The sequence below is a fragment of the Marinobacter adhaerens HP15 genome (assembly GCF_000166295.1).
GTDB lineage: Bacteria > Pseudomonadota > Gammaproteobacteria > Pseudomonadales > Oleiphilaceae > Marinobacter > Marinobacter adhaerens.
The window spans coordinates 3,252,267-3,278,316 of record NC_017506.1 but is presented as its reverse complement, the minus strand read 5'-3'; the positions used below and the strand labels follow the sequence as shown (position 1 = coordinate 3,278,316).

The window sequence follows — 26,050 nt, the reverse complement described above, 5'->3', positions numbered from 1 at the left end:
GACGGTGGGACTGCTCTTCCAATTCTTCGAGGTTATATCCTTATACCTTATAGGTAATGGTTAAAAATTAATCAATACTTTTGTGTGTTATTCAACGGGTTTTTCAGTCGCTATAATTCGCCCCCTATTGAACGCGCAGCAACGAGGCCGCGAACGAACCCGGGAAACAGAGAAGGGTAGCTGAGATGATTCGATTGAAGATGAATCCGCTAACGGAGTCAGCAACGCTTCTTCGGCGGGCGGGTGTGGTTCTGGGCAGTGTCGGATTGACAGCACTCTTTTCCCTGTTGGTTTTGCTAAGGGCGCTGTTCGGGAGGTTGAACCGGCCCATCGTCGACAAATACTGCCGCGAGTGGTCGGCCTCGCTGTTACGACTGGTTCGTGCCAGCCTCACCGTGCGCGGGCAAGTGCCTGATTTCGGCGACGGGCGCCGGTACATCATCATGTGCACCCATGCCAGCCACTATGATATTCCGGTCACCTTCGTATCGTTGCCGGGATCGATCCGCATGCTGGCAAAAAAGGAGCTGTTCAGTATCCCGCTGCTGGGGCAGGCCATGCGTGCAGCGGAATTCCCCTCAGTAGACCGCTCCAATCGGCAACGTGCAGTCAGGGATCTGGAGAAGGCGCGGGCGATGATGGAAAGTGGAATCGTGCTCTGGGCCGCGCCCGAGGGAACCCGCTCGCCGGACGGAAAACTTCTGCCTTTCAAGAAAGGCTGTTTTCACCTGGCGCTGGATACTGAGGCGGTGATCGTGCCGGTGGCCGTGCGGGGTATTCACCGTGTTTTACCGGCCCGCACCTGGCAGATCAACCTCGGGCAGCCGGTGGATGTGAGGGTAGGAGAACCGCTGGATACGGCCGGTAAGACCAAAGCCGACCTGGACGAAGTCATGACCGAGGTGCGCGGAAGGCTGACGGAGCTGTTGGGAGACGGTGAAGCCGGTTAGCACCGGCCTCACATCGGCACGCAGATCAGGCCGTACCGGCAGCCACCACCGTGGAGAGCAGATAGCCGGTATAGGCCACGTACACCAGCACCAGGATGCCACCATCCACACGGCTCACCAGTTTTCGCCATCCGGTAAGCCCGTAACCCATCAGGAACAGACCCACCGTGAGCGCCAGCATCAGCGTCCAGTCACGGTAGAGCACTTCCGGGTCCACCGCGAGGGGTTCGATAACAGCCGCGAGACCCACCACGGCGAGGGTGTTGAAAATGCCCGACCCCAGAATATTGCCCAGGATCAGGTCGTGTTCGTTCTTTTTGACCGCGGCCAGAGCCGAGGCGAGTTCGGGCAGGGAAGTGCCGATGGCAACGATGGTGAGACCGATCACCAGATCGCTGACTCCAAGGCTCTGGGCAATCGTGACGGCACCCCAGACCAGCATCCGGGAGCTGACGATCAGCAGTACCAGGCCAATTACCAGCCAGATCACGGCGGTTTTCAGGGGCATGGGGTGCGCAATGATCTCGGCGTCGGCATCACCGGCCAGAGGGTCCGCCTTGCCTTTCAGGCCCTGGTAGATTGACCATCCCATAACCACAGCAAATACCGCCAGCAACACCCAGCCATCCATGCGTGAGAGTTGCCCGTCGATCAGCTGGGCGCCGGCAATGAGGGTGAGTACGATCAGCAGTGGCAGCTCCTTGCGGATCACCTGGGAGTGCACTGCGATGGGCGCGATGATGGCTGTCAGGCCGACAATAAGCGCAATGTTGGTAATGTTGGAGCCATAGCCGTTACCCAGGGCCAGGCCAGGGTTGCCATCAGACGCAGCCATGGCTGAGACGGCGAGTTCCGGTGCCGAGGTGCCGAAACCGATAATCACCATGCCGATCAGCAGGGTGGGCATGCCAAGATGTTTGGCGGTCGCCGCGGCGCCCTCCACAAATTTATCGGCACTCCAGACCAGCAGGATCAGGCCGGCGATGATTGCGCCAAATGCCATTAGCATAGATAGACCTCAGTTGATGAAACGCCCGAGCATGTAGACACCGGCGTAGCCCAGGGTATAGGCCGCCAGAAGGTGTGCAAGATACCGCATATAGGCGGCAAAGGTCAGCCCCGGAATCTTGCTCATTGCCACTATACCGGCGGCTGAGCCAATCACCAGGAGCGATCCACCCACACCCACGGCATAGGTCAGGCCCATCCACTCGCCGGGGCTCATGTCGATGCCGGCCTTCAGCAGGGCCGCCGTCAGAGGCACGTTATCGATAACGGCCGAGAAGATGCCCATCAGGTAATTGGCGTACAGCGGCGGCAGGATGTCGTAAATCGCCACCAGCGAATCCAGCGCATGGATCTCCTTGAGCATGCCCACCAGCAGAAGGATGCCGAGAAAGAACAGCAGCGTTTCAAACTCGATGATGCGGATGTACTCGAGAATCGGGTCCAGATCGGAGTCGTCACTCATGAATCGAGACACCAGGAACATGATGGACAGGCCGAACAGAAAGGTCAGTACCGGTGGAATCCCGAACAGGGCATTCCCGGCAATGGTGCTCAGGATTGTTAACAAAAACAGCCCGCTGATGATCGCGTCCACCCGTCGCACAGGGGTATTGTTGGAGCGCAGGGTCACGGTTCCTGTGAGCCCTCGAGACAGGAAAACCGCAAGGATGAAAACGGTGATCGAGGCCGGAATGGCCAGGGTCAGAAGGGTCAGTATTTCAACCTTTTCCGCCAGGAAAATCATCAACGTAGTGACGTCGCCGGTGATCAGGGAAACGCCTCCCGAGTTGACCGCAAACACAACCAGCGTGACGAACTGGATACGTTTTTTCAGCTCCAGATCCAGAGACAGAATCAGCGAGCATGAGACTAAAGTGGCGGTGATATTGTCTGCTAAAGAGGAGAAAATGAAACAAAAAAGACCGGTCAGGAACAGTAGCCGTCGCTCGCTTACCTGCTTCGGCATGATCAGGTAAATCACGTTTTCGATCATACCCTTCTTGTTCAGGTAGGCGACAAACGTCATGGCTGCGACCAGAAACAGCCACAGCCCGGCGATTTCGGCGATGCTCTCGGACAGACCATCGGAAATGGCAGACGTTTCACCAGCGTTATCACTGAACAGGAACAGCAGCATCCAGCTCATGGTGCCAAAGAACAGCGTTACCTTGGCCTTGTTGATGTGGATGACCTCTTCAAATATGACGCCTAGCAGCGCCAGAACCGCGAGAATAATCAGAAACGCATCAAGGGCAGACATTGGGGAAATCCCGTCCTGGTTTGTCAAAGTGGAGGCCTGAGCCGGCCAGACAGATCACGCGGGCGGATTTTAGACCTTTGACCCGTAGCAAACCACTGTTCGTAAGTGCACGTATCGGCCCCTGAAGCAAATAGATGCCGAAGAAAGACGCAACGATTGACAATCGCAATTTATTCTCCCGGCAAAAATCGGGATAATTGCGCGCACATTCAGACCGGAAGCAGACGGCGGCGCCGTTTACCTCGCGCCCGACCGGCTTCCGACAGGCTCTCTTGCTGATCGTGAGAGGGCAAAAAGGCTCAACACTAGCTAGGGTGAAAACCAATGGCCGTTAGACAGGCAGACGTAGTGCTGGTCGGCGGTGGCGTCATGAGCGCCACTCTCGGCATGATGCTCAGGCAGCTTGATCCGTCCCTGGACATCGTCATGGTGGAGCGTCTCGACCACGTTGCCCATGAGAGCACAGACGGATGGAACAACGCAGGTACCGGGCATGCCGGGTACTGTGAGCTTAACTACACTCCCGAGACCGGTGATGGCGATGTCACCATCGATCGGGCCCTGCAGATCAACGCCCAGTTCGAGGTGTCACTGCAGCTGTGGTCCTACCTTGTGGAGCAGGGCATCCTGCCCGAACCCTCCAGCTTTATTAACCGCACACCGCATCAGAGCTTTGTCTGGGGCGAGAAGGATGTGGCCTTCCTCAAGCGTCGTTATGAACGCCTGAGTGCCCATCACCTGTTCCGCGACATGGAATACACCGAGTCCCCGAAGGATCTCGAGGAATGGATGCCGCTGATCGTCAATAACCGGGACCCCATGCAGCGGGTTGCCGCGACCCGGATCAAGCACGGTTCCGATGTGGATTTCGGCTCGCTTACCCGCAGCATGGTGAGCTGGCTGGAAACCCAGCCGAATTTCGAGCTGATGCTCAGCTCACCGGTGCACTACATCGACCAGCGGGACAACGGCCGTTGGAAGATCCGCGTCAAGAACCAGAAGACCGGCGAGCTGACCAAGCTCGAGACCGGCTTCGTGTTCCTCGGCGCCGGCGGTGGCGCGTTGCCGCTGCTGCAGAAATCCGGTATCGACGAAGCACGTGGCTACGGTGGCTTCCCGGTGAGCGGTCAGTGGCTGGTGTGTGGCAAGCCCGACATCGTCAAGCAGCATAACTCCAAGGTATACGGCAAGGCGCCGATCGGGGCACCGCCCATGTCGGTACCGCACCTCGATACCCGCATCATTAATGGCGAGCCGGCCCTTCTGTTCGGCCCCTTCGCCGGTTTCACCACCCGCTTCCTGAAGCAGGGCTCTATCTTTGATCTGATTGGTTCGGTGAAGCCCACCAACCTGAAGCCCATGCTCTCGGTGAGCAAGAGCAACATGGACCTGACACGCTACCTGATCGGTGAAGTGTTCCAGTCCCACGGTGACCGGGTGGCATCGTTGCGCAACTTCTTCCCGGACGCCATGGAGGATGATTGGCAACTGCGCATGGCCGGCCAGCGCGTTCAGATCATCAAGCAGGTCGATGGTGGCGGTGGCAAGCTTGAGTTCGGCACCGAAATTGTGGCGGCAAAAGATGGAACGCTGGCGGCGCTGCTGGGTGCTTCGCCCGGAGCCTCCACCGCAGCCAATGCCATGATCAACGTGATCGAGCGTTGTTTCCCGGAGAAGATCAAGACGCCGGAGTGGCAGGAACGGATGAAAGAGCTTGTTCCGTCCTATGGCCAGTCCCTGGTAGAGGACGAAGCACTGCTTACCAAAGTTCGCGAGAGGACCCTGTCGACCCTGAAACTGGGCTGATATTCCCAATCGATCTAAGAAAGCCTAAGGCACTGCGATTGCTGGATTCACTCCCGGCTGTTGTAGTGCTTTTTGCGTTTCAAATGGGGGTGAAATTTGCGATTTCACAGCTAATGCGTAGGGTTATAAGTCAACCCTTATGAAAGGAGAGAGCCTGTGAGTGAGCAAAAGTACAATCCTGAGAAAGGGTATATTGCATTACTGGGCTGGAGCCTGAATGCGGTTGAAGCGGCCGACAAATTTGATCGTCGGTATGTTGTCGTGGCACCGGACTGGGCCGAAGCCTATTGCGAAGAGCATGACATTCCCTACGTGCCCTGGAATTTTGAGCGCCTGAATGACCGTTCGGTAGAAATTGCGCAGACCCTCAAGGAGATGGGCGTAGACGTTGCCATCCCGTTGTTTGAGGAGACTGTGGAGTGGGCAGGTGCCATTAACTCAGTGTTGATGGACAAGCCTCGTCTGTTCGGTCAGGCCATGCTGCTGCGTGACAAGGCCCTGATGAAACGCCGTGCCCAGCTCGGTGGTATCCGGGTGGGTATCTTCGAGGAAGCGCACGACAAGGGTGATGTTATCCGGTTCCTCAAGCGGGTTAATCAGACTCTGCTGAAACTGGATGGTGACCCCAACGATCCGATTCACCTCAAGGCCTTTGATAAGGCCGGCTGCCTTGGCCACCGGGTGATCCGTACGCCGGATGAAGTCGATACCATCCCGGAAGAAGAATTCCCGGTTTTGATGGAGTCGCACCTGGATGGCTGGGAGTTTGCGGTCGAGGCCTGGATTCACAACGGCAAGATCGCTTTCCTGAACATTTCCGAGTACGTGACGCTGGGCTATTCGGTATTTGTGCCCGCAACACCGGACCTGGAGAAGTATCGCGACCAGATTCGCGGCGAAATCGAGAAGCTGATCAAGACCTTCGATATCGAATTCGGGTTTATCCACCCGGAGTACTTCGTGACCAGCGACCGGACCATGTACTTTGGCGAGGTGGCCTATCGTCCACCGGGCTTCAAGGTATTCGAGCTGCTTGAGCGTGCCTATGGTTTCAACGCGTATCAGGGCATGATCCTGGCCTTTGACCCGAAGACCACGGAAGAGGAAATCAAGGCCTTCTTCCCGAAGGAAGTGGTGGATGCGAAGGGTTACGCCGGTTGTTTCGGTGTGTATCCGCGCCGCCGGGTTGTCAGCAAGCTGGAAATTCCGGAGGAGACCGAAAATCACGAGTATTTCGAGTCTCACGAGCTGACTGCGCCGCTTGAAGAAACGGTCACCAAGCGTACCGCTTTCGGTACCCACTGGGGGCTGGTGTATTTCTTCGGTGAAGACCCCTATGTCATGCGGGACCTCCTGAAACATCAGGAAGACCTCGATTTCTATGTATAATCAGGAGAAGCATTAACAACAACCGGGTTTGGTGCCAGGCCCTGAGGATTATCGTTTGAACGATCACCAATCGGGCAGCGCAGCGCCAGCTGTAAACATTGACAAGCTGGCTCAACGCCTGGATGACGCCATTCAGGCTTTGGAAGAAAGCCGGTCTTTTACCAAGGCCGGCAAACTGCCGCGTGTGCTGGATATTGCCCGCCGGGTCCTGCTGCAGCCGGATGGCTGCCGGATCATCGAGGAGCGCGCTGAGCGCCTTGAGCTGGCGGGTGTCTTTGCCGGCACCGACTGGGCCGAACCCGGTATTCTCCTTCCCACGCTGACAACCTATTCGCTGCAGAGCCAGAATGCCGATACCGTCGTCATTGAGGCCTTCAGCGAATTGCGGCTGCTTGCCGTCGCCCGGGGCAGCTATCTGCACCCTTCGGTGTCGGCTGAACAGGCCCACCACTATCTGACCCAGGTTCTTGCCATCAACCTCGGCCTGCTGTTTGGCATGACCGGCGAGGCTGAGCGGGAGCAGGGCAAGCTCGCGCTGATCAGCCAGAACCTTGTGCAGTACGTGGCCCACCACATCGGCTACGAACATGTCATTGATAGCCTGATCGAGGAGATCTGGCGGATCCTTGAACAGCGACCGATCCAGGTATCGGACGTACGCAAGATGATTACCCAGATTGCCCTTTGTCGGGCTGATCCGCAGGCCGATCTGGGCAGTGCCGGGCGCGGTGCCGACCGATTGATCTCCAGCCTCTATGGCCCCACCCGGGCCTGCAGTGAAGACCCCGGAACTGTGGTCTACGAGCAGCGGCTGGAAACCATGGACGCCCAGGCCCTGCAGAACGAGGCCACCGGGTTTGCGCGTTCCATGCACGATACCGGCCTGGTCTCGCCTTACCATGCCTCGTTCATACGTTTCATCCTGTTGGACCAGGACACCTTGCTGAGCGAGGCGCTGGGGCTGTCCAGTACCGGCCGGGATTGCCTGATGTGCTATCGGGAGCTGGTCCACACCCTCATTAAAGAAGGTATCTATCCGGAAACGGCACAGGGCATCTACGGCCTGGCGCTACTGCTGGAGCGGGGTATTCTTTATCAACCTCCTGTTGCGCCGGGTCTGTGGCGCCAGGCACGGTTGTCTTTGTGCCCCCATGCGCGGGAGCGACTTGAACTGGCCTATGGCTACCAACCGCAACCCAATGCCTGGCTGATTCAGGGCGTATTGAATATGTTGGGCCAGCCTTTGGGCGTGGGGCAGGGCAACAATCCTACCTGCCAGTCGGCCCGTGCTCTTTCGATGTGGGCCTATAACGATCCGGATTATCTCTTGCAGATGGTGGCCTGGGCTGCCCGAGACAATGAAATCGTCATTCACTTTGAAGGCCAGCCGGTGTCGTCGGCCCGCAGTGTCGGCGGTGTCGCGTCCGAGGTTACCCTCGATCTGGATCCTGTCTCCCTGGTTGTAGTGCCGCATCTGGACCGCATTTATGTGGAGATGGGCCGGTTGTGCGTCGGCCGCCAGGGCGATCCCCACAAATGGGTGAACCCGGAGTTCCACGGCTGGTCTGCCGGGCGCGGATTTGCCATCAACGTGGATGTGGCCACTGGCAAGCTGCATGATCTGGAAGGCTTTATCCGGCATTTCTATGCCAGCTATCACCCCTACTACAATGGCAATCAGCCGCTGATCCACCCGCAGCCCGCGGGTATTGCAGTGACCGACAGTGCCGCCCGGTTTATCGGCTGGCACGCCATTACCATTCTCCGGGCCGCGCTTGACCCGGAAGGTGAGATGCGGATTTATTTCTTCAATCCCAATAACGACAGCGGCCAGAACTGGGGCGATGGAGTCAAAGTCAGTACCTCGGGCAACGGAGAGCGTTTTGGCGAGTCGTCGCTGCCTTTCGAACAGTTCACATCGCGACTGTACATCTTCCATTACGATCCCCTGGAGCGGGGGGAACCTGCGGAAGTGAACGAGGATGCCCTTCGGCGCGTAACAGAGGGTGTGTATCGCAGTTGGGGTCTGGATCGCGTGCCGGCGGATGCTTTGCAGGCGGAGCCGCCCATAACCGATTGATCCCGGAACCTGCCGATCACCCGGAATCCACAGATCAAGAGGAAGGCCATGGCCAACGAACAGACCCCGGCCCGTAATGGGGCCGAGTTGTTTATCCGGGCGCTGGAAAACGAAGGCGTTGAATACATTTTCGCGGTGCCCGGTGAGGAGAATCTTGCCTTCCTTGAGGCTTTGAGGACCTCCAGTATTCAGCTGGTCCTCAACCGCCATGAGCAGGCTGCCGGGTTCATGGCCGCCACCTACGGCCGACTGACGGGGCGCGTGGGAGTCTGCCTTTCCACGCTCGGGCCCGGCGCCACCAACTTCGTGACTGCCGCCGCCTACGCTCAGCTGGGCGGTATGCCCATGATGATGATCTCGGGCCAGAAACCCATCAAGTCCTCCAAGCAGGGGCTATTCCAGATTCTGGATGTGGTGGACCTGATGCGTCCGCTCACCAAGTACACCCGGCAAATCAGCAATGCCAACACCATCCCTGCCAAGGTTCGGGAAGCTTTCCGCCTGGCCTCTGAAGAGCGCCCGGGTGCCGTGCATCTGGAGCTTCCAGAGGACATCGCCGATGAGGCGCCCGAATCCGATACCCACATCTTCAAACCCAGTGACGCCCGGCGGCCCTCGGCCAGCCCGAAAAGCCTGGAGATGGCGTGCGAAATGCTGCGCGAGGCCCGGCATCCGCTGATCATGATCGGTGCCGGCGCCAACCGGAAACGGGTTTCCCAGGCGTTGCTGCATCTCGTGAATGTCACCGGCATCCCGTTCTTCACCACCCAGATGGGCAAGGGCGTGGTGGATGAGCGACATCCGCGCTACCTGGGCAACGCTGCCCTGTCGGCCGGGGACTTCGTTCACTGTGCAATCGACCGCGCCGACCTGGTGATCAACGTGGGCCATGATGTGGTGGAAAAGCCGCCTTTCTTCATGACCCCCGGCGGCAAGAAGGTCATTCATGTGAACTTCAGTGCGGCCGACGTGGACCCGGTGTACTTCCCCCAGCACGAGGTTGTCGGGGATATCGCCAACAGCGTGGAATACATGGCCGAGAACTGCGGCCAGTGCGCCAACCACGACTTCACCCGTCTGATGGAGGTGAAGGAGGCGGTGGATGCGCACCTGCAGGAGCGGGCCGAAGACGATCGCTTCCCGGTGATCCCCCAACGCATTGTTCACGATGTGCGCCAGGTAATGCCCGATGACGGGATCATCACGCTCGACAACGGCATGTACAAACTCTGGTTTGCCCGCAATTACCGCGCCTACGACAACAATACGGTACTGCTCGACAACGCCCTGGCCTCCATGGGCGCCGGCTTGCCCAGCGGCATGATGGCCTCCATGCTGTATCCGGACCTGAAAGTGATGGCGATCTGTGGCGATGGCGGCTTCATGATGAACAGCCAGGAGCTGGAAACGGCGGTTCGACTGAACCTCAACCTGGTGGTGCTGATTATCAACGACAGTGCCTACGGCATGATCAAGTGGAAGCAGGGCCAGGAAGGCTACAGCGATTTCGGCCTGGATTATCGCAACCCGGATTTTGTCACCTATGCCCAATCCTACGGCGCCAAGGGTCACCGCTTGACCCGCACGGAGGACCTGCGACCGACCCTGGAAGGTGCCCTGGCTGAAGGCGGTGTTCATGTGGTGGACGTGCCCGTGGATTACAGTGAAAACCGCCGGGTGTTTGATGAGGAGCTGGCGGAACTGACCTGCAAGCTCTGAGGGGTGTATTATGCGTCCATGGATGATGAGCCCGAGGTAGCACTGCAATGATCCGTCCCTTTTTTCGCGGCCTGGTGGCCGTCGCGACACTGACGTTGCTCGCCGGTTGTAGCAACCCCGAGACACCCCAGGAAGTGGCGGCGGCCTTCTGGCAGGCCATGGCCGAGAACGACGCCGGTGACGTGATGGAATACTCCACCCTGGCGGAATCCGCCGCGTTCGACGGTTACAAGCGCAGCTGGACCGACGCCGTGCCATCCTTCGGCCGGGTCGTCATTGAAGATCGCGAAGCCACTATCGTGACCCGCCTGCCGGCCGAAGCCGGAACCGAAGGTGAGCGGCTGGAGCTGGTCACCTATCTCGTACGGTTCCAGGATCAGTGGCTGGTGGATTACGACCGTACTGGCGAGGCCATCCTTAATCCTTCCCCGTTCAGCAGCATCATGGGCGAGCTCAGCCGGCTCGGTGACGAGCTCAGCGCCCGTTTCTCATCGTCTTCGGATGACTTTGAGCAGCAGATGGAGCAGCTGGCGCGGGATCTGGAAGCCTACTCCGAGAAAATCGGCCGCGAGGCAGAGGGCGCCATGGAGGCGTTCGGCAAGAAGTTGCAGGAAGCCATGCGGGAGCTTGAGCGCTCGGTGGAAGACGCCCTGAAAGACAGTGAGCCGACACCGGAAGAGGACCGGGTGATTCTGGAGCAGGCCGCCCGGGATCTGGATCGCCAGGCCGATGAGCTGAACGATCCCACCATGGAATCGATCGCCAATGCCAGCCGCACCGTGGCCGAAACCGGCGAACGCTTCACGCGCCTGAGTGAGGAAACGCTGAATCGTCACCGGGAAGAGTGGCAGCAGAGCCTGGCTGAGATGCGCGCCGACGCGGACGAATTCATCGAGCAGCTCAGACTTTAGCGGGCTTGCTCGGCGCCTCGCAGCATGGCCTGAAGCAGCTCCTCGGCATCGAATTTCGTCAGCGCTTCGTTGGCGCCCACCTGATTGGCATAGCTCAGGCTCATCTCACTGTTCAGTGACGTATGCAGGATGATGTAAGGCTGCTTCAGCGCTGAATTGTCCCGCACATTGAACGCCAGCTCGTACCCATCGAGCCCCGGCATCTCGATATCGCTGACCAGAATGTCCGTGGGCCGGCCCAGTTCATGGTCGCGCAGCAGAATCTGCAGCGCGTCATCACCGTTCGACGTCACCTGGTAGGGGATGTCCTTGCTGTCCAGCACGTCCGAGAGTTGCTTACGGGCCACCTGGGAATCGTCGACCATCAGAATGTTCAGGGACTTGAGCGTCTCACTCTGCACATCCGTGAGAACGACCTCCTGGGTGTCCAGTGATTCCGGATACACCTTTGCCAACAGCAATTCCACATCCAGCAGCTGGATGATATCGCCATCCACGTCCAGCAGCCCTGTGATAAACGCCTTGCTGCCCAGGGCTTTGGGTGGCGGCATCACCGATTTCCAGTCAGTCTCGATGATCTGTTGCACGCTGCGCACCAGAAAACCGATCTCCTGGCGCTGGATATCCGTGACAATAATCGAGGCTTTTTCCCGTTCTTCCTGTGTCAGCGGCGGATAGCCGACCGCGGCAGCCATATCAATCACCGGAACGGCGGAACCCCGGAAGGTGGCCGTGCCGATGACGGCGTGATGGCTGTGGGGCAGTTTCGTCAGCCGCATGAAAGGCAGGATTTCCCGGATCTTCAGGGTTCCGATCCCGAACAGACGCTCGCCGGAAAGCCGGAACAGCAGAAGTTTCTGGGTCTGCTTCGCTTTGCTGGACATACAACCGGGTCCTTTCAAACGCAAAAGCCCCTGACGCAGGAGCTTTTCAAGAATTGGATTCAGCAGGCTGTCTGGCGGGCGCTGCCAAGCCCATAAGCCTGAGGTATGTAGCAATAGTAGCAGCTTTACCGCGAATCGGGATTCAGAAGGATTGTTTCAAATGGTGACAGAAACACTCCGCGCGAGGACTTGTGTTGCCATATCAGTGTGCCCTCAGAACGCCATGTCCTTGCCGTCCCAGGCCTTGAAGCAGCCGGTTTCGGCGAGAGTGAGGCTATCAATCTGCCGCCTGAGGCCATCAACGGATTGTTCAACCGATACCTCGGCGTCGCTACCGCCCATGTCCGTGGCCACCCAGCCCGGGTGGTAGATGCCCACGGCTATGCCCTGCTCACGCAGGTCCACGGCCAGATTTCGTCCGAGATTGAGCGCCGCCGCTTTCGAAGCACGATAAATGTACCGGCCGCCACCGGCAGAAGCCTGGGATCCAAGCTTGCTGGATATGATGGCGATTTTCGGGGTGCCGACCCCGGCCAATGCCAGTCTGAGATTGGGTAGCAGCGCCTGTATGGTGAGGAATACGCCGGTCACATTGACCTGGAAGTGCTCCGCCCAGAGTTCTGGCGGATAGCCGCCTTCCAGCTGTTCATGGCGATCAAGCAGAATGCCGGCGTTACAGACCAGGGTTGAGATCGGTTGATTTTCGAGGCGCTCGCCCAGCGCGGTCACGCTGGCGGGGTCGGCGACATCCAGCACCTCCATGCCCGGTTCGCTGCGGGCCGTACCGATGACATGCTCGCCCGCCTCTCTCCACTCATCGGCCAGGCCCTTGCCGATGCCGCGATTGGCGCCCGTGATAAGAATGGTCATGTTTGTATTCCTTGTGGCTGAGGCTCAACATTAGCACAGGTCTCTGGCGATCCCTGCCGGAAGTGCTGCCTACCAGGGGAGGTTATTCAGGATGAACCAGGCGGTGCCGCCGGTCGCCAGGATTGCCACCAGGGCAAGCAGACCGTCCCGCGCCACGATAGCCAGGCCAAACGCCATCAGGGCGATTCCGGCACCGTTGGCGCTGAATGGAATCACCTCCATCAGTGGCATGGCAGCGGCCACAATCATACAGATGATGGCGATAACGTATTGCCCCGGCCCGCGAACCAGCCAGAGCAGCCTTTGTTTTGTCCATCGATCCACAAACCGGGCGGGCTTGTTCATCCAGTCCAGCCCCCTGGCAAGCTTTTCTCTTTCGATGTTCCGGCGCGCCAGCTTTGAGGGAATCCAGATCGAGTGGCGCTGGAAAATCAGTTGCCCCAGGGTGAGTAGCACCATAAGACCAAGCAGCGTCGGTACTCCCGGAATATCACCTATCAGCGGGGCCAGGGTGATTACGCCGGCGATCAAAACCATCGGCCCGAAGGAACGTTCACCAACAGCTGCCAGTACATCGCCCACAGACACCTGAACCTGACCCTCGGTGTTTGCGCGAAGGCGTTCCAGAAGTTCTGTCAGGCTGGCCGGATCGTCTGGCTGGTTCATGGTGGTGCTCGTGGTCTCCTATTGAACAGGTTTTGCAGACACTACCTTGATTGCGCAACGAGTGCATGAACACAAGATGACAGGGAGTTAGCCCGGGCGTTGCTACTCAGAATATTGAGTGCCTGATCAATTAGTCTATATTAATTAGACCTTCCTTCGTCGACGGCATCAAAGATGTATCCAGGCCAGAGCAACGGGTTGCCGTTCTCAAAGTTGTTGCACCCGCGTTTTTTGACGCCCGCCCTGTGCAGACCTGCTTTGGTGCTCGCGTTCATTCTCTGTTTTTCCGCCCCAAGCTATGGCGACTGCGACATCACCCTGCGCTGGGACGATGATCCGCCGTATTTCATGGTTCAGGAGGGTAAGGTGGTCGGCATTGATGCCGACCTGGTCCGTGAGGCCATGGGACGCCTGGATTGCGGGATTTCCTTTCAGAAGATGCCATGGGCCAGGGCGCTTCGGGAGTTGCGTGACGGGCATGTGGATATGCTTTCCGGCGCTTACCGGACTCCGGAGCGAGAGGAGTATGCCCATTACTCCGAAGTGGTCGGTCTGGTATCGCCCAATATCCTGTTTATTCGGCGATCTGACGAGTCCAGGTTCGAGCTGAATGGCTTGCGGCAGCTGCTGGAATCGGGTTTCAGGCTTGGTGCCCAGATTCATGTGTCCTACAGCGATGAATACAGCGCCCTCATCCAGAATCCAGACTACGACAAAAACATCGAGTACCTCTCCCGCAGGGAGCCGCTATGGCTCATGCTGGCCCGGGATCGGGTCGATGGTGTGGTGGCGAGTCAGTTAACCGGGCTCTACGAGATTCAGGAACTGGGGCTGACCGGAACTCTTATTCCCAGCTCCCTGGTCGTGTCCAACAAGCCCGCGTACTTTGTTTTCTCCAAAGCCACGGTTACAGCCGGATTTGTGGCAGATTTTGATCGCGCGCTGCAGTCGATGCTGGATGATGGCACCTTTGCATCGATCGTGAATCGGTATGTTTGCGTGGCTGCATGTGCTGGGCTGTCAGAAACTGAAGATGACCCAGAGGATTGTTCTTTGGCAGGCCTTTAGGCGGTAGCAAATCTGCCAAAAGCGAATGAAAAAAGCCGGAGGGTTGCTCCGGCTTTTTCGTCTTCAGGATTGGTTCATCACTCGCCAGTTTCAGTGGCGCCGACACCACCCTGATAGTTGGCAGGAATGAATTCATAACCCTGGTCTGCGCTTTTCAGGTGCCCCAGGCCGGGAAAAGACAGGTGGGCGGAGCCTACCCAGTACCCGGTTTCCTGAGCGTCGGCAAAGGCCTGTGCACGAGACTCCACTGCCTGTTCACTGTTCACATCGAACTGGATGGCAATGTCCGGCTGCGGGAACTGAACCGCTGCCACGTGAATCAGGTCGCCCCAAAGCATCAGCGTGTTGTCCCCGCTTTCCACCTTGTAAAGGCTGTGGCCCGGGGTGTGCCCGCTGGCGGACACTGCAGAAATACCCGGCACAAGCTCCTGGTCTTTGTCGAAAGGCTTGAACTGGCCGGACTCGACATACGGATTCAAAGAGGCCATCGCGCCTTTGAAAAAGCCCTTGGAACCTTCGTCAGCGGCCTTCAGGTTGTCTTCGTTCAGCCAAAAATTCTGGTCTTCCACGCTGGCGCGGACAATGGCATTCGGGAACACAATTTCACCGTCTGACACCAACCCGCCAACATGGTCCGGATGCATGTGCGTGATGTAGATCTCGTCGACATCTGCGGGCTCGTAACCGGACGCTTTCAGATGTTCAACCAGTTTTCCGAGAGTCGGGCCAAACAGGCTGCCTGCACCGGTATCCACCAGCACCAGATGGTTGCCGGTGTTGATCAGATAGCCGTTAACGGACGTGTCGAGCGGGGCAGAGAGGAAGTTATCCGCCAGGGTGTTATGCACGTGTTCTTCGGTGGTGTTCAGCAACAGTTTGTCCACCGGCAGCTTGACGGTGCCATCGGACAGGGCGGTTATTTCGAAGTTGCCGAGCATGGTGCGGTAATAGCCCGGAGCCTGCTCTTTTACCATCGGAGCCTCCGCCTGGGCGGCGGCCGCAAACAGAACACCGGCGGTCAGGCCGGTAATGCGAGTCAGCATGGTAGGCATACGTAATCCCTCTTCCGTCTTGTAAACAGAATGAATGTTTGGGTGTGGGGGTAATCTTCGTTGAGGGAACCAGTTTAGACCACTCTGGCCGGGCACAAAAAAAGGCCTCGTCGTGGGACGAGGCCTTTTGGTTGTTTGGTGGAGACGGCGGGAATTGAACCCGATGTCGCACGCTCTCGAAGCAACACAGCAAACCACTATCACCGTTAAAACAGTCACTTCCAAAGTTAGAAAACCACTCATGACCACAGAAAAGCGCAAAGGCGTGGACACTTTGTTGACACCTGGGGTTTCTATCTTTCGAATACGACGTTTTTGGTAGCAGCTAGTGCATCGGGGATCGTCGAGCTAATGGAATCTTGGAGGTGAGTTATCCAAGACTCGAAGTTCGGTGGATTCAGCCTGTATATCTCATTAGGTTCTGTGGGGATTCTCGGAATTAACTCGATCACTAAGGCATGGGTTGCACGTGCCATATTGATAGCGGTATCGAATTGGGGAAGCTTTATTTCAGCCTCTCCATCCATGTTCGAGTGCGCAATTCTTTTTGACCGTGCTTCTGTCATCGCGACGCGATAGCGCTCTAAATCGTCCTTGGTAAGATTTAGCTCCCAAGAAAGATCAGTTATAAAACTCGAGTTTTCCCCGAAAACCTTTTTCCAATGGAATTCCTCGTTGTTGGTCCCGTATGCCTTGCACCACTCAATAACGGCGGTCGTGTAGCTGCTGTTGATCAGCTGAGTCCATATAATGTTGGTTACTCCGAGCTCCTTGATAGATGCTGACAGTTGTCTAGCTATAAGAGCAGACCTTACGAACGCCATGTTGTTATTCCAAAATTGGTGCATCGACTCAGGCTCGATCTCGGAGAAGTTGTATCCAGTCGGGTTGATCTTCGACTTCCATCCATAAGTCCATGGTGAGCATGAGTGGTGCCACCTTTCCGCAACACTTCCTTCCAGGTCGAGTTGTTCTCCCGTTCGAGTGTTCCTAACAAGCATCATTCCCCCGATTGCAATTCATAGTCAAACTTTATGTCTACCAGCTTAGACTACCTTTCTGATCCTGATACTCTGACGAAAAGTTAGATTCTAAGGAGGGATGTTGTGTCCACAGGCTTTGCAGTCATTACAGAAAACGATGAGTCGAAATGGGATGACGAGACGGGTGTTCAGTACCACTATCCCGTCATGTACCAGAAGTATTTGGAGCCTGGAACAAAAGTTGTCTACTACAAGGGACGAATAGGAAAAGATAAAAAGTACGAATCTGCCCGCCTCTCAAATCAACCTCACTATTTCGGAGTGGCCGAAATTGCCAGTATTGATGCGCTCAGCAAAGAGGAGGGCGGTGGCTGGATGGCCCGCCTAATAAATTATCAGGAGTTTTTGGAAGCCGTGCCACACAAAGTGGACGGGGAGACCTTTGAGGACATTCCCGAATCACAGAAATCCAATTATTGGCGGCGATCCGTTCGAGGCATCAGTCCGGACGTGTTTGAACGTATTCTAGATGCCTCCAGCCCTCTCCCTGTTCCTCCTGGAACCTTTAAAACCAAAGGTCAACGTGATCTTTCGTCTACCGGTATTGAGGGTAAAAAAAGGGTTGTTTATACCACGGTATATGAGCGGGATCCCAAGCTACGGAAACGTGCGATCGATATACATGGGTTGAGGTGCAAAGCCTGCGACTTTCATTTCGGCGAGACATATGGCGATTACGGAAAGGGACTCATTCACATTCACCACACTAAACCACTTTTCGAAAATGGCGAGGCGCAGGAAGTCGACCCCAAAACGGATTTAATACCTCTCTGCGCAAACTGTCACACGATTGTTCACCGGAGACGTGATCGAACGCTTACGGTTGAGCAAGTGATGCAGCTCATCAAGCAGAAGGAACTCAAAGCATGATCGACGCTATGCAATGGTTATGGAGCTGGATTACCCATTTCATTGAACAGAACGGTGTCGTTTTTTCAGCCTTGGTCGCTGCAGTTGCCTATGGGTATAAAACAAGGCTTGAGATCAAAAAGTCCGTCCGACATGCTCTCTTTCTTGTCATGCAGGTGCGAGTTTCCCTCTTCGCGCTTATCCAAGATGTAGAAAAGACAGTAGGCTCCACGGTCTCCTCAACGGTGTCGGCTCTTTCAGAAGAGATTGGCGACGTTGACGAGAAAACCGTTAGAGTGAATAAGGAAAAAGCTTCACAGTTCGGTTCTGCGCTGGAAGAAAGGTTCTTCGCGTTGGACGGAGCGAGCTTTTCGGAAGCAGTGAGCGCAGCAACAACAGATTTATCAAAGGATGATCCGTTTATGGCCAATAGGATCGCCTTTATTGCGAAGCTGCCTGCAGCTTTGGAAGCCCAGAAAGATTATCTGGTAGAGGTTAAAGATCTACTCGAAAGCGAGGTAGACCAGACGCTTCCTGAGCAGGTAAGAAAGAATACTCGACTGGTTTGCAATGCGTTGCTCGAGAAACAGCAAATTCAGTCGTCACGCGAGCTTCTTGCTGCCGTCGATGAGGTTTTACTGGAGCTTGCCAGGAAAAGCAGCGCTTTTCATCGTTGGAAGATGAGGCGTCGCATCAAACAGTGGGATTCCGGCACTGAAATGGAATCCCCAGAGACAGATCCCGAAGAGCTGAAAAAAATGCTTCACAAAGCCGCCGGTGAGATCGCGGTCTTAAACCAGCAGAGTTAAAATCACAGCATTATAAAGCGCCGATATGGCATACACTCGGGACAAATCAATGTGGCTGGTGGTCTTTTATATCATTGAATCGCATTGAAAAGGACGCTCGCCTACCTTTTAGATAGGAAAAGATCTGAATGCTCGATCATTGAGATGTTTGGCAAACCCTTGGACTGATTACACCTCGTTTGTCATCAGTATTGACGTAGGTGAAAATCTAATTTGCAAAAATTATATGGTTAGAAATACCATCGCCGTACACACCGTAGAACAAGAAAGGATTCATTATGGCTCGCGAAAAGAAAATACAAGCTTCTGCTCTTAACATCAGGCTGACTACTGAAGGTCATAGGCCAGAAGATTATATTTCCTTGTTCAAGGACATTCTGCGTTGGAACCTTAGTGCAAAAATAGCTAGTCGGGAGTGGGGACAGATAATTCAGTTCCATGAGGAGTCAAGCTACGTTGACGACTGGTGTTATTATGGCGACATTCTGAGGTTTACCACCATCGACGGTTGGTTCGATATGGATACCCAGGAGCAAGTAGCTAAGAACGAAGTCCGCAGTGTGTCAATTCCACCAAATCTACGCCCCAATGGACAGAGGCTTTCTTTCTTGTTCTTTCCGGAAAGCCATCTTTTTGTTTTCCAAACTTACGCAGGCAAGAAGAGGATGGGACCCTCGAGTTGTCTGAGGATGATAGATGGACTGCTAAGTAATTCCAGGGTTATAGAGAAGTATGGAAACGTGGAAGTCACGCTTGTTCCTGATCGAGATGAACTCGATTCAGCGTTCAGGATCCACATGTTGGAAACGCTGAGGTTAACCATCTTCAGGCCAAATCCAGATGGTTTCGCGAAAACAGAGCAGAAAATACTCGGTAGGCTCAATAGTGTGAATGCTAGTGGAGTTGACACTTCTTATAGATCTGTAAAAGGTGAAGGAATGACGCCTGATGATGAGCTAAGAAGTGAGGCGGACGTCGCAGCTCGCAATGGCCGCGTTTACATCAAAGGGAAAGACGAAGAAGGGCACAAGCAAGAGTATAAAACCGATGATCATCCTCTTAATGATAGTGTTTTCTACGATGAGGAGGTCGAGCTTGAAACCCAAGCGTTTTCTAATTTCGCAAAAAAAATTAAAGATAAATTTGCTGAGTGGGTGAGCAATGCCTAACCCTGAAAGACCGAAAGGTTATTGGGAGGCTTACGGAGGTTGGAAAGCTCTGTTTACCAGTCCCTACTTATGGTCCTCGGTATTTCTTTCATTTGTTTTCTTTCCGCTTTGGCGTGAAGAGAAGTGGATTGAGTACTCTCAAGGAATTTTCCCAGACCTTTTAGGCTTCACACTTGGGGGGTTTGCGATTTTCGTTGCCTTCGGTGATAAAAAATTCCTTTCCGTTATCTCTGGGTCTACCAAAGATGAGGCCTCGCCCTTGGTTGAGATAAGTGCAAGTTTTGCACACTTTATTTTTTGTCAAGTGCTAGCTCTGTTATATTCGGTATTGTATGAGTCTACGCCAGAGCTTCTAAACTCTTCAATAACTCTTTGCTTCTCTATCTGTGAGCCTTATCCGGACATAAAATTTATTTTCTCTTATATAGGTTCATTTTTCACTATTTATGCGCTGACGCTCTCCGTAGCAGCGGTAATTGCAATTTTTAGATTAGTGGCTATTTATGATATCTTTTCTCCGCCCTCTAACGACGGCTAGTCATGTTTGCAGTAAGCGCAATAATTATTTGTAGTATGTCAATTGTCACAAATTGGGTGTTGTAAAATGCAGGTGCGACTAAGATATGTCTCCTTCCCTTTGCTCTAATCACTGCGCCTATGTTGTTAGGAGTATTTAATATGCTGGGCGAAATTATAGATATGTATTGTTAAGAGTTTCCATTGACTAGATCGTGTGACTTCAGAGAAAACGCATACAGCGGTAGAGTGGTGTCGACATCATCGCAGCTGATACTGGATTTTTTACTCAGCTTCGTCAAGATCCTTTAGTGCTTGATAACTTCTGGCTTTTGTTCTAGTGCTATTTCTTATGCCTAGCATGTTCTCTACATTCTTTGCTTCAAGCATAAATTTTTTATATTCGAGAATTGCCATCTCCTTGATATCTTTAAAGTCGGATTCTTTGTTGTAAGGTAGTGACTCAAAGCTTTGGAATACAGATATAGTTGAGTTTGCAGTAGAAATGCAATCACTTGCTCGATGTAGCATGCAGTGTATGTGGAAAAATAAGTCTCGACTATTGTTAACAATTGAGTTTGTCGCCGCTTCTGACTCTAATTCAGAGCAGGAGTCTCTTAGTCTATCCTTGCAGTCTTCTATTCGTTCTAGGCCTTTTTTGACTATCCACTTGTTTATTTCAGTTGCTAGGTCATCGTTTTTCTTGTTGATATATGACGTTAAATTGTCTGAAATAAGCTTTTGAGCTATGTGCCATTCAAAGCAGTATGAGGAGCATTTTTTAACTAGTTTTATTATTTGTCTTTGATCTTCTTTCTCTCGTTGATAATCATGCTGAGCTCGCCACTTTACAACACCATAAACCGCAGCCACAGCAATAAAAAATGAAGAAATGTCAGATCCACTTATGCTAGTTCCTAATACCGCAACGCCAACTAAGAAGCCAAATAGAAAGAATATTGTTGCGTTCAGTACCGTGTTGCTTGTTTTCTCAGTCACTTCAGAGATCCTTGCCAACCCAAACCACTTTGCCTATTACATCGAGATTTTCCAAGTCTGATTTAGATATCTCTTGCGGCGGATATTCTTTGTTGTCACTGAGTAATTGGACTCCGTCATTCCAAAGCGTTTGAATCCGTTTAACCAACAAGTGATCCCCGTTCCGGATCACATAGATGTGTCCGTCTCTTAGCTTCTTTTCGCTAGTGTCTACCATCACAGTCTCATTGTCAGAAATGGTCGGCTCCATTGAGTCGCCTTTGGCAAAAACCAGCGCCAATTCGTTTTCCTGCAGTCCCCGAAACCTCAGCCACTTCCTTCTAAACGCCAGTTCTCGGGTTGGTGCTTCATCCCCGGCAATTGATCCATGGCCGGCTGCCACCTGCACATTGTATCCAGGGATAAGAGCAAACTCTTCCTCAAATTGTGAATCAGACTTTGCTGGTTCTTTCCCTGTTGCTAGCCATTCCACCGATACTCCGGCCGCTTTTGCAATGCGCAGTAAACTGTCCAGCCGGGGCAGGGCGCCGTTTAGAATATTTCTAAAAGTGCTGTCCCCCATACCTGCCTTATGTGCGAACGACCTTGCCGATCCGCTACCAACGAGGCCCTTTAAACGTTCGGTGAAGCCGCTGTCGTCAACAGTTTGCTGCTCTTCTGACTTTATTTCTTCACGCATTTTTGGTTGTCACCAGTTAAAGGCTTAAAAACTTAACAGTTTACTGTTGACTGTAAGCTTTTTTAGGCCTATATTCTGCTTATGATCAGTAAACTGCTCATTCGTGAGCAGCTAAATGTGAAATTTAGTGTAGCAGAGTGCAAAACAGTGGACGAGCAAAAGCAAATCATTCTGATCGCAACCCCCGTCATGACTCAGGACCGCTACGCCCAACTTACGGGCTTAACGGAAGGGCAGGTCAGGGGCCAGATCGAAAAGGGACATCTGCCTTCACTCAAAATCGGCCGGGTGCGCATGGTCAATATTGCTGCGCTCTCTCAGCAGGCCCTTGACCAGGAGGACTGGCAATGACTCCGGACGTTCGCAACCAAAAGAAAACCATCATGCGCCTGCGCTTCCAGCAAGCCTGTGAAGCCCACCAGGAAGGCAATTACGAAGAAGCCGCCCAACGCATCAGCCAGATCCATCAGATGGTGTCCTCTAATATGGGCGTTGATTCTGACCTCTACTGGTACGGCCTCAACCTCACCATCACCTGGGCCGAATTCTTCCTCCAGGACGAAACCCGCGACTTCAATGCCTGGGCGGTAGGGCAAGCCTGTACCGCACTGAGGGCCGCCGCATGAAGTCCTCACGCCTAAACGTCGCCCGCAAGCTAAACAGCCTCGCTTTTCAGCGCCCGAAATCCGAGCCTGTAAATGTGTTCCAAACCGGCTTGAAGGCCCTGAATAACGACGACGTAGACGCCGCTATCAAAGCCGCTGCCCAGCTGTTCGTATTGGGCAACCTCCATCATCACGCGGCCGCCCAGAGGCTTCATGGCCAGCTCACAAACCGGATTCTGGCCAAAGAAATTCGGAACAGCGCTTTTGCCTTCCAGGGCCCTCGTCCGTCCTCTGCGCTCACTGCCCAGGCCCTGGAAGGCCTTTTTAACAATCTCCTGCACCACTTAAGCCACCTGCAGGAAGTCCGCACCGACTACCCGTGCGACTACATGGCCCGCTGCAAAGCCGGCTTCACCGACGCCCTGATCCACGAACTGGAAGCCAACGGCCATCACAGCCCGGCCTTTGACCGCCTCATACAACTGCGGGACGCCTGGGACTGCGGCCACCTGGATCTTCCCACCGTCACGGAGACGCAACCATGAGCCATATCCCACCCAGAAAAGACCAGGTGGAAGACAAAGACCGCCGTTTCTACGTCTGCACCCCGTCCTCCATCTACCTCCAGCTGCAACAGGAAGCCATCCAACGCGGAACAGATCTGTGGACCCTCGGAGGTTCCGTTTTGACTGCATGGCTGGAGGCTGGCTGCCCGACCTTTGGCGCCCAGGACCAACACCCTGAAAAGCCTTCGAGTCCGCCCCCGTCATCGTCACCACTCGCGCACGACCAGGGGGCCGGACAGTGACCGTTACAAGGCTGGCGCGCAGCGCCAGGGCCGCAGGCCCCTTGGCCTTGTGGCGGGCTCTGGCTGGTCCACAGTGCGCATCCGGAGTGGTGAGGATGTCGGGGGAGGACGCCCGCCCCTTGATTCTGAACCATGAGCACAGGCGGCAAACGGAGTGCGGCAGGCGACAGGGATCGTTACCCGTAAGGGTGGCCACCTTAGTGGCCAGGAGCAGAGCGAGTAGAGCCCGCCCCGAAGGGGTCGCAAAACCCAACTCAAACCCTTTCCACCATCACCACCAGGAAAGGCACTGAAAACGAGTTAAACCCCGGCAAGACCGGATTCATCAACCAAGCAACAGCAACACCCGAAATCAAAACCAGAGGACACACGCAATGGAAAACTACCTGAACCTCATGATCATCGGCGCCACCCGCTACGACATTGACGGCAACCGGGGTGGCTCCCTGTGGGCCTACTCCCCAGCCGAAGCAGATGATGACAACCGAGTCGGCAACGAAGTCATGAAAATCGCCTGCGACTGGAAACACATCGACCAACTGCGCAACCACGCCGGCAACCTGCCCAGCATGTTCACTGTTAAGGCCCAAATGAAAGCCGGGCAGGGCGGCAAGATCACCTTCAAGGCCCTGGAGCTCAAGCCCCAGGAACCCATCAAGAAAACCGCTTAACGGGGAAAGGAGACGGACCCGTGAGCAAAGCAATCCTGTGTGACGGCGACTGGACAATTACAGCTTCTGGCTGGAACTGCACCGGCGCCATCACCCAGGTGGTGTACACGGCCCCCGTCGAGTACACCGCGGCAATGATCACCGAAGCCATCTTCCAGGGCTTCACCGTGACCTTGCCACTCATGGCGGTCGCATGGGGCGGCCGTCAACTTCTGAAAATGCTGAGGTAATCGCTATGAATGCAATCAAGTTCCAGGCGGCACAAGCCCGCAAGTACATGAAGCCGGCTGCTCAATTCGCAGCTGTTCCGCTCACCTTCCTGGGTGCCACTGCGGCTAACGCTGCTGATTGGTCCACCGTCACCGGCGGCCTCGATTTCTCCGGTGAAATCACCGGCGTCATCGCTGTAGTGGGCGTCCTGGCCGGCTTCTACGTCGTCCGCAAGGGTGCCCGTCTCCTGCTGAGCATGATCAAGTAGGAGATTAACCCGTGGCAGAGCTCTGGGACTGGACATTCTTCATGATGGGGGTCGCGCTGTGCGTCTACTTATTCAAGGATGTCTGATCCTGGGGCTCTGCTTTTTATCAGCCCCCTCTTTCGCCATTGATTACGGCTCTGGTTATGGCGAAGGACGTGATGGCTGGACCCAATACGCCAACCGAAAGTGTGGCATGTCCTGGGTCGATGGCCGAAATCCAACGGTCCAGGACGATTACGATGAAGCACACGGCTGTGCAGCTCGCGATGAAGAAACCCTGACTTCCTACTGGCTTCCTCGCTGCCAGAACGAGAACGACCGCTGCAAAATCCTGCCCTGGATGGATCTGCAGCCCCATCAATCCGGCTTCTATCTCGGGCGCCCCCAGGTCACCGGTGGCTACTACGAATCGGTCTACTTCTACGCCGGTCCGAACACGCCCGAATACTGCCGGGAGAAAGGTGAGAACTTCAATCCTTACGCCGATGAAGGAATGGAGTGCACCAAACACTGCCAGCATGGGTCCTTCAATGGCACCTGCCTGTCCGCACCGGAACCAGAAGACGAAGAATGCACACCCGAGTCCCCCGATTACCGCGGCGAACTGGTTTTAGGTTACGGAACAGAGCCTGCCTCCATGTGCGGTGATTACGACCAGTGCTCTGGCGATGGCACCGGAGGAACCGTTGGCGTGGTCAACGGAGAAATCCGCTGCCTGGCCGACGATTACGGTGCCCCCAAGTGCAAAGGCGGCACCATCAGCGTGATCGACGAACACGGCTTCGTCTGCGAAACCCTGCAAAACCAGCCTGACCCAGACGAAGTCGCCGAAGCCCCGAACACCGACACAGACGGTGATGGGGAACCGGATGAATACCAGCGTGAGAACGATCCCGAGTCCGTTGATAAGGGCCTAGACAAAGTCGCCGACGCCATCGGTGAAGGCAATGAAGCCACCGACAAATCCAACCAGCACTTGGCCAAGATCGAAAGCCACCTGGAGGGCATCGGCTCCGACCTGTCCTCGCTGAAAACCATGGGTGAAAACGGCGAACTCGCCGGGGGTGGTGGAGGCTCCGGAGGGGGTGACGGAACCGGACTCGTCAACGACCAGGGCGAGGATTACCTGGGCGACCTGGCCGACATCAAACAGAACACCAAAGACACCGCCGATCGCCTGGAAGAAATCAAGGACGGCCCCGACGACGGCTACAGCACTGACAACCTCGGCGACGCGCCAACCTTCGCGGATAGCAGCGAACGCCTGTTTCAGCTTATCAGCACCAACCCGACCATCGAGGCGGTGACCACCATCCCGTCGATCAGCAGCAACAACACCTGCCCGGTCTGGACCATCCCGGCCACCGACTTCTGGAAAGCCATGCCGATCGACAGCCACTGCCAGATTCTCTCTGACCATCGCGGCCTGCTGTCCATACTCTTTGTTGCCGTCTGGACCCTGGCCGCCGTCTTCGTCTTCCTGAGGGCTTAACCATGATCCAGAAACTGCTAGACGCACTGATCGACATCGTTCTTTGGATACCGCGCCAGCTCTTCGGCCTGCTGGTCGATGCCGTGGAACTCATGCTCGGCTGGCTTCCCGAAATCGACATTGTCGACATTCAAGGGATCTTCGATGGTATCGGTGGAGAGCTGCTGTACTTCCTAACCGTCTTCGAATTCGACTACGGCCTAACCGCCATGATGACCGCCCTGATCGCCCGCTTCATCCTTCGCCGAATTCCGTTCATTGGCTAAGA

At 55.2% G+C, this 26,050-nt stretch carries 29 protein-coding genes; 20 read left to right on the top strand and 9 right to left on the bottom strand.

Translation table 11 applies throughout. From position 1 onward, the window contains the following. Positions 1-185 precede the first annotated feature (185 nt). Positions 186-950, top strand: a complete 765-nt coding sequence (locus HP15_RS15505) for a lysophospholipid acyltransferase family protein (RefSeq protein WP_008171076.1) — start codon at positions 186-188, stop codon at positions 948-950. A gap of 25 nt (positions 951-975) precedes the next feature. Here the strand turns inward: HP15_RS15505 and HP15_RS15500 are convergent, their stop codons facing one another. After that, on the bottom strand, positions 976-1,959 hold the full coding sequence (locus HP15_RS15500; RefSeq protein ID WP_169702174.1) for a calcium/sodium antiporter: 984 nt from the start codon (positions 1,957-1,959) through the stop codon (positions 976-978). A 9-nt stretch (positions 1,960-1,968) separates the two neighbouring features. Beyond that, a complete protein-coding gene (gene nhaD / locus HP15_RS15495) occupies positions 1,969-3,219 on the bottom strand; it encodes a sodium:proton antiporter NhaD (protein ID WP_014578337.1) in 1,251 nt (416 codons plus the stop codon). Between the two features lie 324 nt (positions 3,220-3,543). Between nhaD and mqo the strand changes: the two genes are divergently transcribed. The 5 genes from mqo to HP15_RS15470 all read left to right on the top strand — a co-directional run bounded on the left by mqo (position 3,544) and on the right by HP15_RS15470 (position 11,124). Further along, a complete protein-coding gene (gene mqo, locus HP15_RS15490) occupies positions 3,544-5,025 on the top strand; it encodes a malate dehydrogenase (quinone) (protein WP_014578336.1) in 1,482 nt (493 codons plus the stop codon). Positions 5,026-5,181: 156 nt separating this feature from the next. Then, entirely contained in the window at positions 5,182-6,414 is a 1,233-nt protein-coding gene (locus HP15_RS15485) for an ATP-grasp domain-containing protein (RefSeq protein ID WP_008171084.1), read from the top strand. 55 nt (positions 6,415-6,469) lie between these two features. Next, entirely contained in the window at positions 6,470-8,494 is a 2,025-nt protein-coding gene (locus HP15_RS15480) for a hypothetical protein (RefSeq protein WP_039881863.1), read from the top strand. Positions 8,495-8,542: 48 nt separating this feature from the next. Further along, positions 8,543-10,213: an acetolactate synthase large subunit gene (locus HP15_RS15475; RefSeq protein ID WP_014578334.1), complete on the top strand. Its 1,671-nt coding sequence runs from the start codon at positions 8,543-8,545 to the stop codon at positions 10,211-10,213. 47 nt (positions 10,214-10,260) lie between these two features. Further along, positions 10,261-11,124, top strand: a complete 864-nt coding sequence (locus tag HP15_RS15470; RefSeq protein ID WP_014578333.1) for a hypothetical protein — start codon at positions 10,261-10,263, stop codon at positions 11,122-11,124. Here the strand turns inward: HP15_RS15470 and HP15_RS15465 are convergent. The 3 genes from HP15_RS15465 to HP15_RS15455 form a co-directional block, all read right to left on the bottom strand. Continuing rightward, positions 11,121-12,008 (bottom strand): chemotaxis protein, encoded by an 888-nt coding sequence (locus HP15_RS15465; protein ID WP_014578332.1) that lies wholly within the window; start codon positions 12,006-12,008, stop codon positions 11,121-11,123. The two genes, HP15_RS15470 and HP15_RS15465, sit on opposite strands and share 4 nt — an antisense overlap. 213 nt (positions 12,009-12,221) lie before the next feature. After that, the gene (locus HP15_RS15460) at positions 12,222-12,878 is read right to left on the bottom strand and encodes an SDR family oxidoreductase (protein WP_008171094.1); all 657 of its coding nucleotides are present in this window, start codon (positions 12,876-12,878) and stop codon (positions 12,222-12,224) included. 69 nt (positions 12,879-12,947) lie between these two features. Then, the gene (locus HP15_RS15455; RefSeq protein WP_014578331.1) at positions 12,948-13,544 is read right to left on the bottom strand and encodes an exopolysaccharide biosynthesis protein; all 597 of its coding nucleotides are present in this window, start codon (positions 13,542-13,544) and stop codon (positions 12,948-12,950) included. Between the two features lie 261 nt (positions 13,545-13,805). Here HP15_RS15455 and HP15_RS15450 point away from each other — a divergent pair, with 261 nt between their 5' ends. Next, the gene (locus tag HP15_RS15450; protein ID WP_014578330.1) at positions 13,806-14,612 is read left to right on the top strand and encodes a substrate-binding periplasmic protein; all 807 of its coding nucleotides are present in this window, start codon (positions 13,806-13,808) and stop codon (positions 14,610-14,612) included. Between the two features lie 77 nt (positions 14,613-14,689). On the opposite strand, the gene HP15_RS15445 is transcribed toward HP15_RS15450, so the two are convergent. Then, entirely contained in the window at positions 14,690-15,664 is a 975-nt protein-coding gene (locus HP15_RS15445) for an MBL fold metallo-hydrolase (RefSeq protein ID WP_169702173.1), read from the bottom strand. Between the two features lie 293 nt (positions 15,665-15,957). After that, positions 15,958-16,668, bottom strand: a complete 711-nt coding sequence (locus HP15_RS15440) for a hypothetical protein (RefSeq protein WP_169702172.1) — start codon at positions 16,666-16,668, stop codon at positions 15,958-15,960. A 102-nt stretch (positions 16,669-16,770) separates the two neighbouring features. Here HP15_RS15440 and HP15_RS15435 point away from each other — a divergent pair, with 102 nt between their 5' ends. The 4 genes from HP15_RS15435 to HP15_RS15420 all read left to right on the top strand — a co-directional run bounded on the left by HP15_RS15435 (position 16,771) and on the right by HP15_RS15420 (position 20,072). Then, a complete protein-coding gene (locus tag HP15_RS15435) occupies positions 16,771-17,577 on the top strand; it encodes an HNH endonuclease (RefSeq protein WP_014578327.1) in 807 nt (268 codons plus the stop codon). After that, on the top strand, positions 17,574-18,365 hold the full coding sequence (locus HP15_RS15430) for a hypothetical protein (RefSeq protein WP_014578326.1): 792 nt from the start codon (positions 17,574-17,576) through the stop codon (positions 18,363-18,365). The genes HP15_RS15435 and HP15_RS15430 overlap by 4 nt, the downstream gene beginning before the upstream one ends. A gap of 278 nt (positions 18,366-18,643) precedes the next feature. Beyond that, positions 18,644-19,534: a DUF4747 family protein gene (locus HP15_RS15425; RefSeq protein WP_041645620.1), complete on the top strand. Its 891-nt coding sequence runs from the start codon at positions 18,644-18,646 to the stop codon at positions 19,532-19,534. Continuing rightward, complete coding sequence (locus HP15_RS15420) at positions 19,527-20,072, top strand: hypothetical protein (protein WP_049784495.1); 546 nt, start codon at positions 19,527-19,529, stop codon at positions 20,070-20,072. Before HP15_RS15425 ends, HP15_RS15420 begins: the two co-directional genes overlap by 8 nt. Before the next feature lie 263 nt (positions 20,073-20,335). Here the strand turns inward: HP15_RS15420 and HP15_RS15415 are convergent, their stop codons facing one another. Together HP15_RS15415 and HP15_RS15410 are read right to left on the bottom strand one after the other, a co-directional pair. After that, a complete protein-coding gene (locus HP15_RS15415; protein WP_041645618.1) occupies positions 20,336-21,049 on the bottom strand; it encodes a hypothetical protein in 714 nt (237 codons plus the stop codon). A gap of 1 nt (position 21,050) precedes the next feature. After that, on the bottom strand, positions 21,051-21,728 hold the full coding sequence (locus HP15_RS15410; protein WP_014578323.1) for an XRE family transcriptional regulator: 678 nt from the start codon (positions 21,726-21,728) through the stop codon (positions 21,051-21,053). A gap of 81 nt (positions 21,729-21,809) precedes the next feature. Between HP15_RS15410 and HP15_RS15405 the strand changes: the two genes are divergently transcribed. From HP15_RS15405 to HP15_RS21730, 9 genes are all read left to right on the top strand, one after another. Beyond that, positions 21,810-22,079, top strand: coding sequence for a hypothetical protein (locus HP15_RS15405; protein WP_014578322.1), 270 nt, complete (start codon positions 21,810-21,812; stop codon positions 22,077-22,079). Then, entirely contained in the window at positions 22,076-22,354 is a 279-nt protein-coding gene (locus tag HP15_RS15400) for a hypothetical protein (RefSeq protein WP_014578321.1), read from the top strand. Before HP15_RS15405 ends, HP15_RS15400 begins: the two co-directional genes overlap by 4 nt. Beyond that, positions 22,351-22,878: a hypothetical protein gene (locus HP15_RS15395; RefSeq protein WP_041645615.1), complete on the top strand. Its 528-nt coding sequence runs from the start codon at positions 22,351-22,353 to the stop codon at positions 22,876-22,878. Before HP15_RS15400 ends, HP15_RS15395 begins: the two co-directional genes overlap by 4 nt. Continuing rightward, positions 22,875-23,141 (top strand): hypothetical protein, encoded by a 267-nt coding sequence (locus HP15_RS15390; protein WP_041645613.1) that lies wholly within the window; start codon positions 22,875-22,877, stop codon positions 23,139-23,141. Before HP15_RS15395 ends, HP15_RS15390 begins: the two co-directional genes overlap by 4 nt. 374 nt (positions 23,142-23,515) lie before the next feature. Then, complete coding sequence (locus HP15_RS15385) at positions 23,516-23,812, top strand: hypothetical protein (RefSeq protein WP_014578317.1); 297 nt, start codon at positions 23,516-23,518, stop codon at positions 23,810-23,812. Between the two features lie 20 nt (positions 23,813-23,832). After that, complete coding sequence (locus HP15_RS15380) at positions 23,833-24,042, top strand: hypothetical protein (RefSeq protein WP_014578316.1); 210 nt, start codon at positions 23,833-23,835, stop codon at positions 24,040-24,042. 5 nt (positions 24,043-24,047) lie between these two features. Further along, the gene (locus HP15_RS15375; protein WP_014578315.1) at positions 24,048-24,290 is read left to right on the top strand and encodes a hypothetical protein; all 243 of its coding nucleotides are present in this window, start codon (positions 24,048-24,050) and stop codon (positions 24,288-24,290) included. A gap of 58 nt (positions 24,291-24,348) precedes the next feature. Next, positions 24,349-25,782, top strand: coding sequence for a hypothetical protein (locus tag HP15_RS15370; RefSeq protein ID WP_169702171.1), 1,434 nt, complete (start codon positions 24,349-24,351; stop codon positions 25,780-25,782). Positions 25,783-25,784: 2 nt separating this feature from the next. Further along, positions 25,785-26,048, top strand: a complete 264-nt coding sequence (locus HP15_RS21730; RefSeq protein WP_014578313.1) for a DUF2523 domain-containing protein — start codon at positions 25,785-25,787, stop codon at positions 26,046-26,048. The last annotated feature ends 2 nt before the right edge of the window (positions 26,049-26,050 follow it).

Bases quoted from the DNA above. Each gene is read 5' to 3' on its own strand.
- HP15_RS15505 (WP_008171076.1), top strand. From the start codon at position 186: ATGATTCGATTGAAGATGAATCCGCTAACGGAGTCAGCAACGCTTCTT.
- HP15_RS15460 (WP_008171094.1), bottom strand. From the start codon at position 12,878: ATGACCATTCTTATCACGGGCGCCAATCGCGGCATCGGCAAGGGCCTG.
- HP15_RS15425 (WP_041645620.1), top strand. From the start codon at position 18,644: ATGGCTCGCGAAAAGAAAATACAAGCTTCTGCTCTTAACATCAGGCTG.
- HP15_RS15465 (WP_014578332.1), bottom strand. From the start codon at position 12,008: ATGTCCAGCAAAGCGAAGCAGACCCAGAAACTTCTGCTGTTCCGGCTT.
- HP15_RS15395 (WP_041645615.1), top strand. From the start codon at position 22,351: ATGAAGTCCTCACGCCTAAACGTCGCCCGCAAGCTAAACAGCCTCGCT.
- HP15_RS15375 (WP_014578315.1), top strand. From the start codon at position 24,048: ATGAATGCAATCAAGTTCCAGGCGGCACAAGCCCGCAAGTACATGAAG.
- HP15_RS15500 (WP_169702174.1), bottom strand. From the start codon at position 1,959: ATGCTAATGGCATTTGGCGCAATCATCGCCGGCCTGATCCTGCTGGTC.
- HP15_RS21730 (WP_014578313.1), top strand. From the start codon at position 25,785: ATGATCCAGAAACTGCTAGACGCACTGATCGACATCGTTCTTTGGATA.
- HP15_RS15430 (WP_014578326.1), top strand. From the start codon at position 17,574: ATGATCGACGCTATGCAATGGTTATGGAGCTGGATTACCCATTTCATT.
- HP15_RS15445 (WP_169702173.1), bottom strand. From the start codon at position 15,664: ATGCCTACCATGCTGACTCGCATTACCGGCCTGACCGCCGGTGTTCTG.
- HP15_RS15455 (WP_014578331.1), bottom strand. From the start codon at position 13,544: ATGAACCAGCCAGACGATCCGGCCAGCCTGACAGAACTTCTGGAACGC.
- HP15_RS15400 (WP_014578321.1), top strand. From the start codon at position 22,076: ATGACTCCGGACGTTCGCAACCAAAAGAAAACCATCATGCGCCTGCGC.
- HP15_RS15385 (WP_014578317.1), top strand. From the start codon at position 23,516: ATGGAAAACTACCTGAACCTCATGATCATCGGCGCCACCCGCTACGAC.
- HP15_RS15470 (WP_014578333.1), top strand. From the start codon at position 10,261: ATGATCCGTCCCTTTTTTCGCGGCCTGGTGGCCGTCGCGACACTGACG.
- nhaD (WP_014578337.1), bottom strand. From the start codon at position 3,219: ATGTCTGCCCTTGATGCGTTTCTGATTATTCTCGCGGTTCTGGCGCTG.
- HP15_RS15475 (WP_014578334.1), top strand. From the start codon at position 8,543: ATGGCCAACGAACAGACCCCGGCCCGTAATGGGGCCGAGTTGTTTATC.
- HP15_RS15440 (WP_169702172.1), bottom strand. From the start codon at position 16,668: ATGATGCTTGTTAGGAACACTCGAACGGGAGAACAACTCGACCTGGAA.
- HP15_RS15410 (WP_014578323.1), bottom strand. From the start codon at position 21,728: ATGCGTGAAGAAATAAAGTCAGAAGAGCAGCAAACTGTTGACGACAGC.
- HP15_RS15390 (WP_041645613.1), top strand. From the start codon at position 22,875: ATGAGCCATATCCCACCCAGAAAAGACCAGGTGGAAGACAAAGACCGC.
- mqo (WP_014578336.1), top strand. From the start codon at position 3,544: ATGGCCGTTAGACAGGCAGACGTAGTGCTGGTCGGCGGTGGCGTCATG.
- HP15_RS15405 (WP_014578322.1), top strand. From the start codon at position 21,810: ATGATCAGTAAACTGCTCATTCGTGAGCAGCTAAATGTGAAATTTAGT.
- HP15_RS15420 (WP_049784495.1), top strand. From the start codon at position 19,527: ATGCCTAACCCTGAAAGACCGAAAGGTTATTGGGAGGCTTACGGAGGT.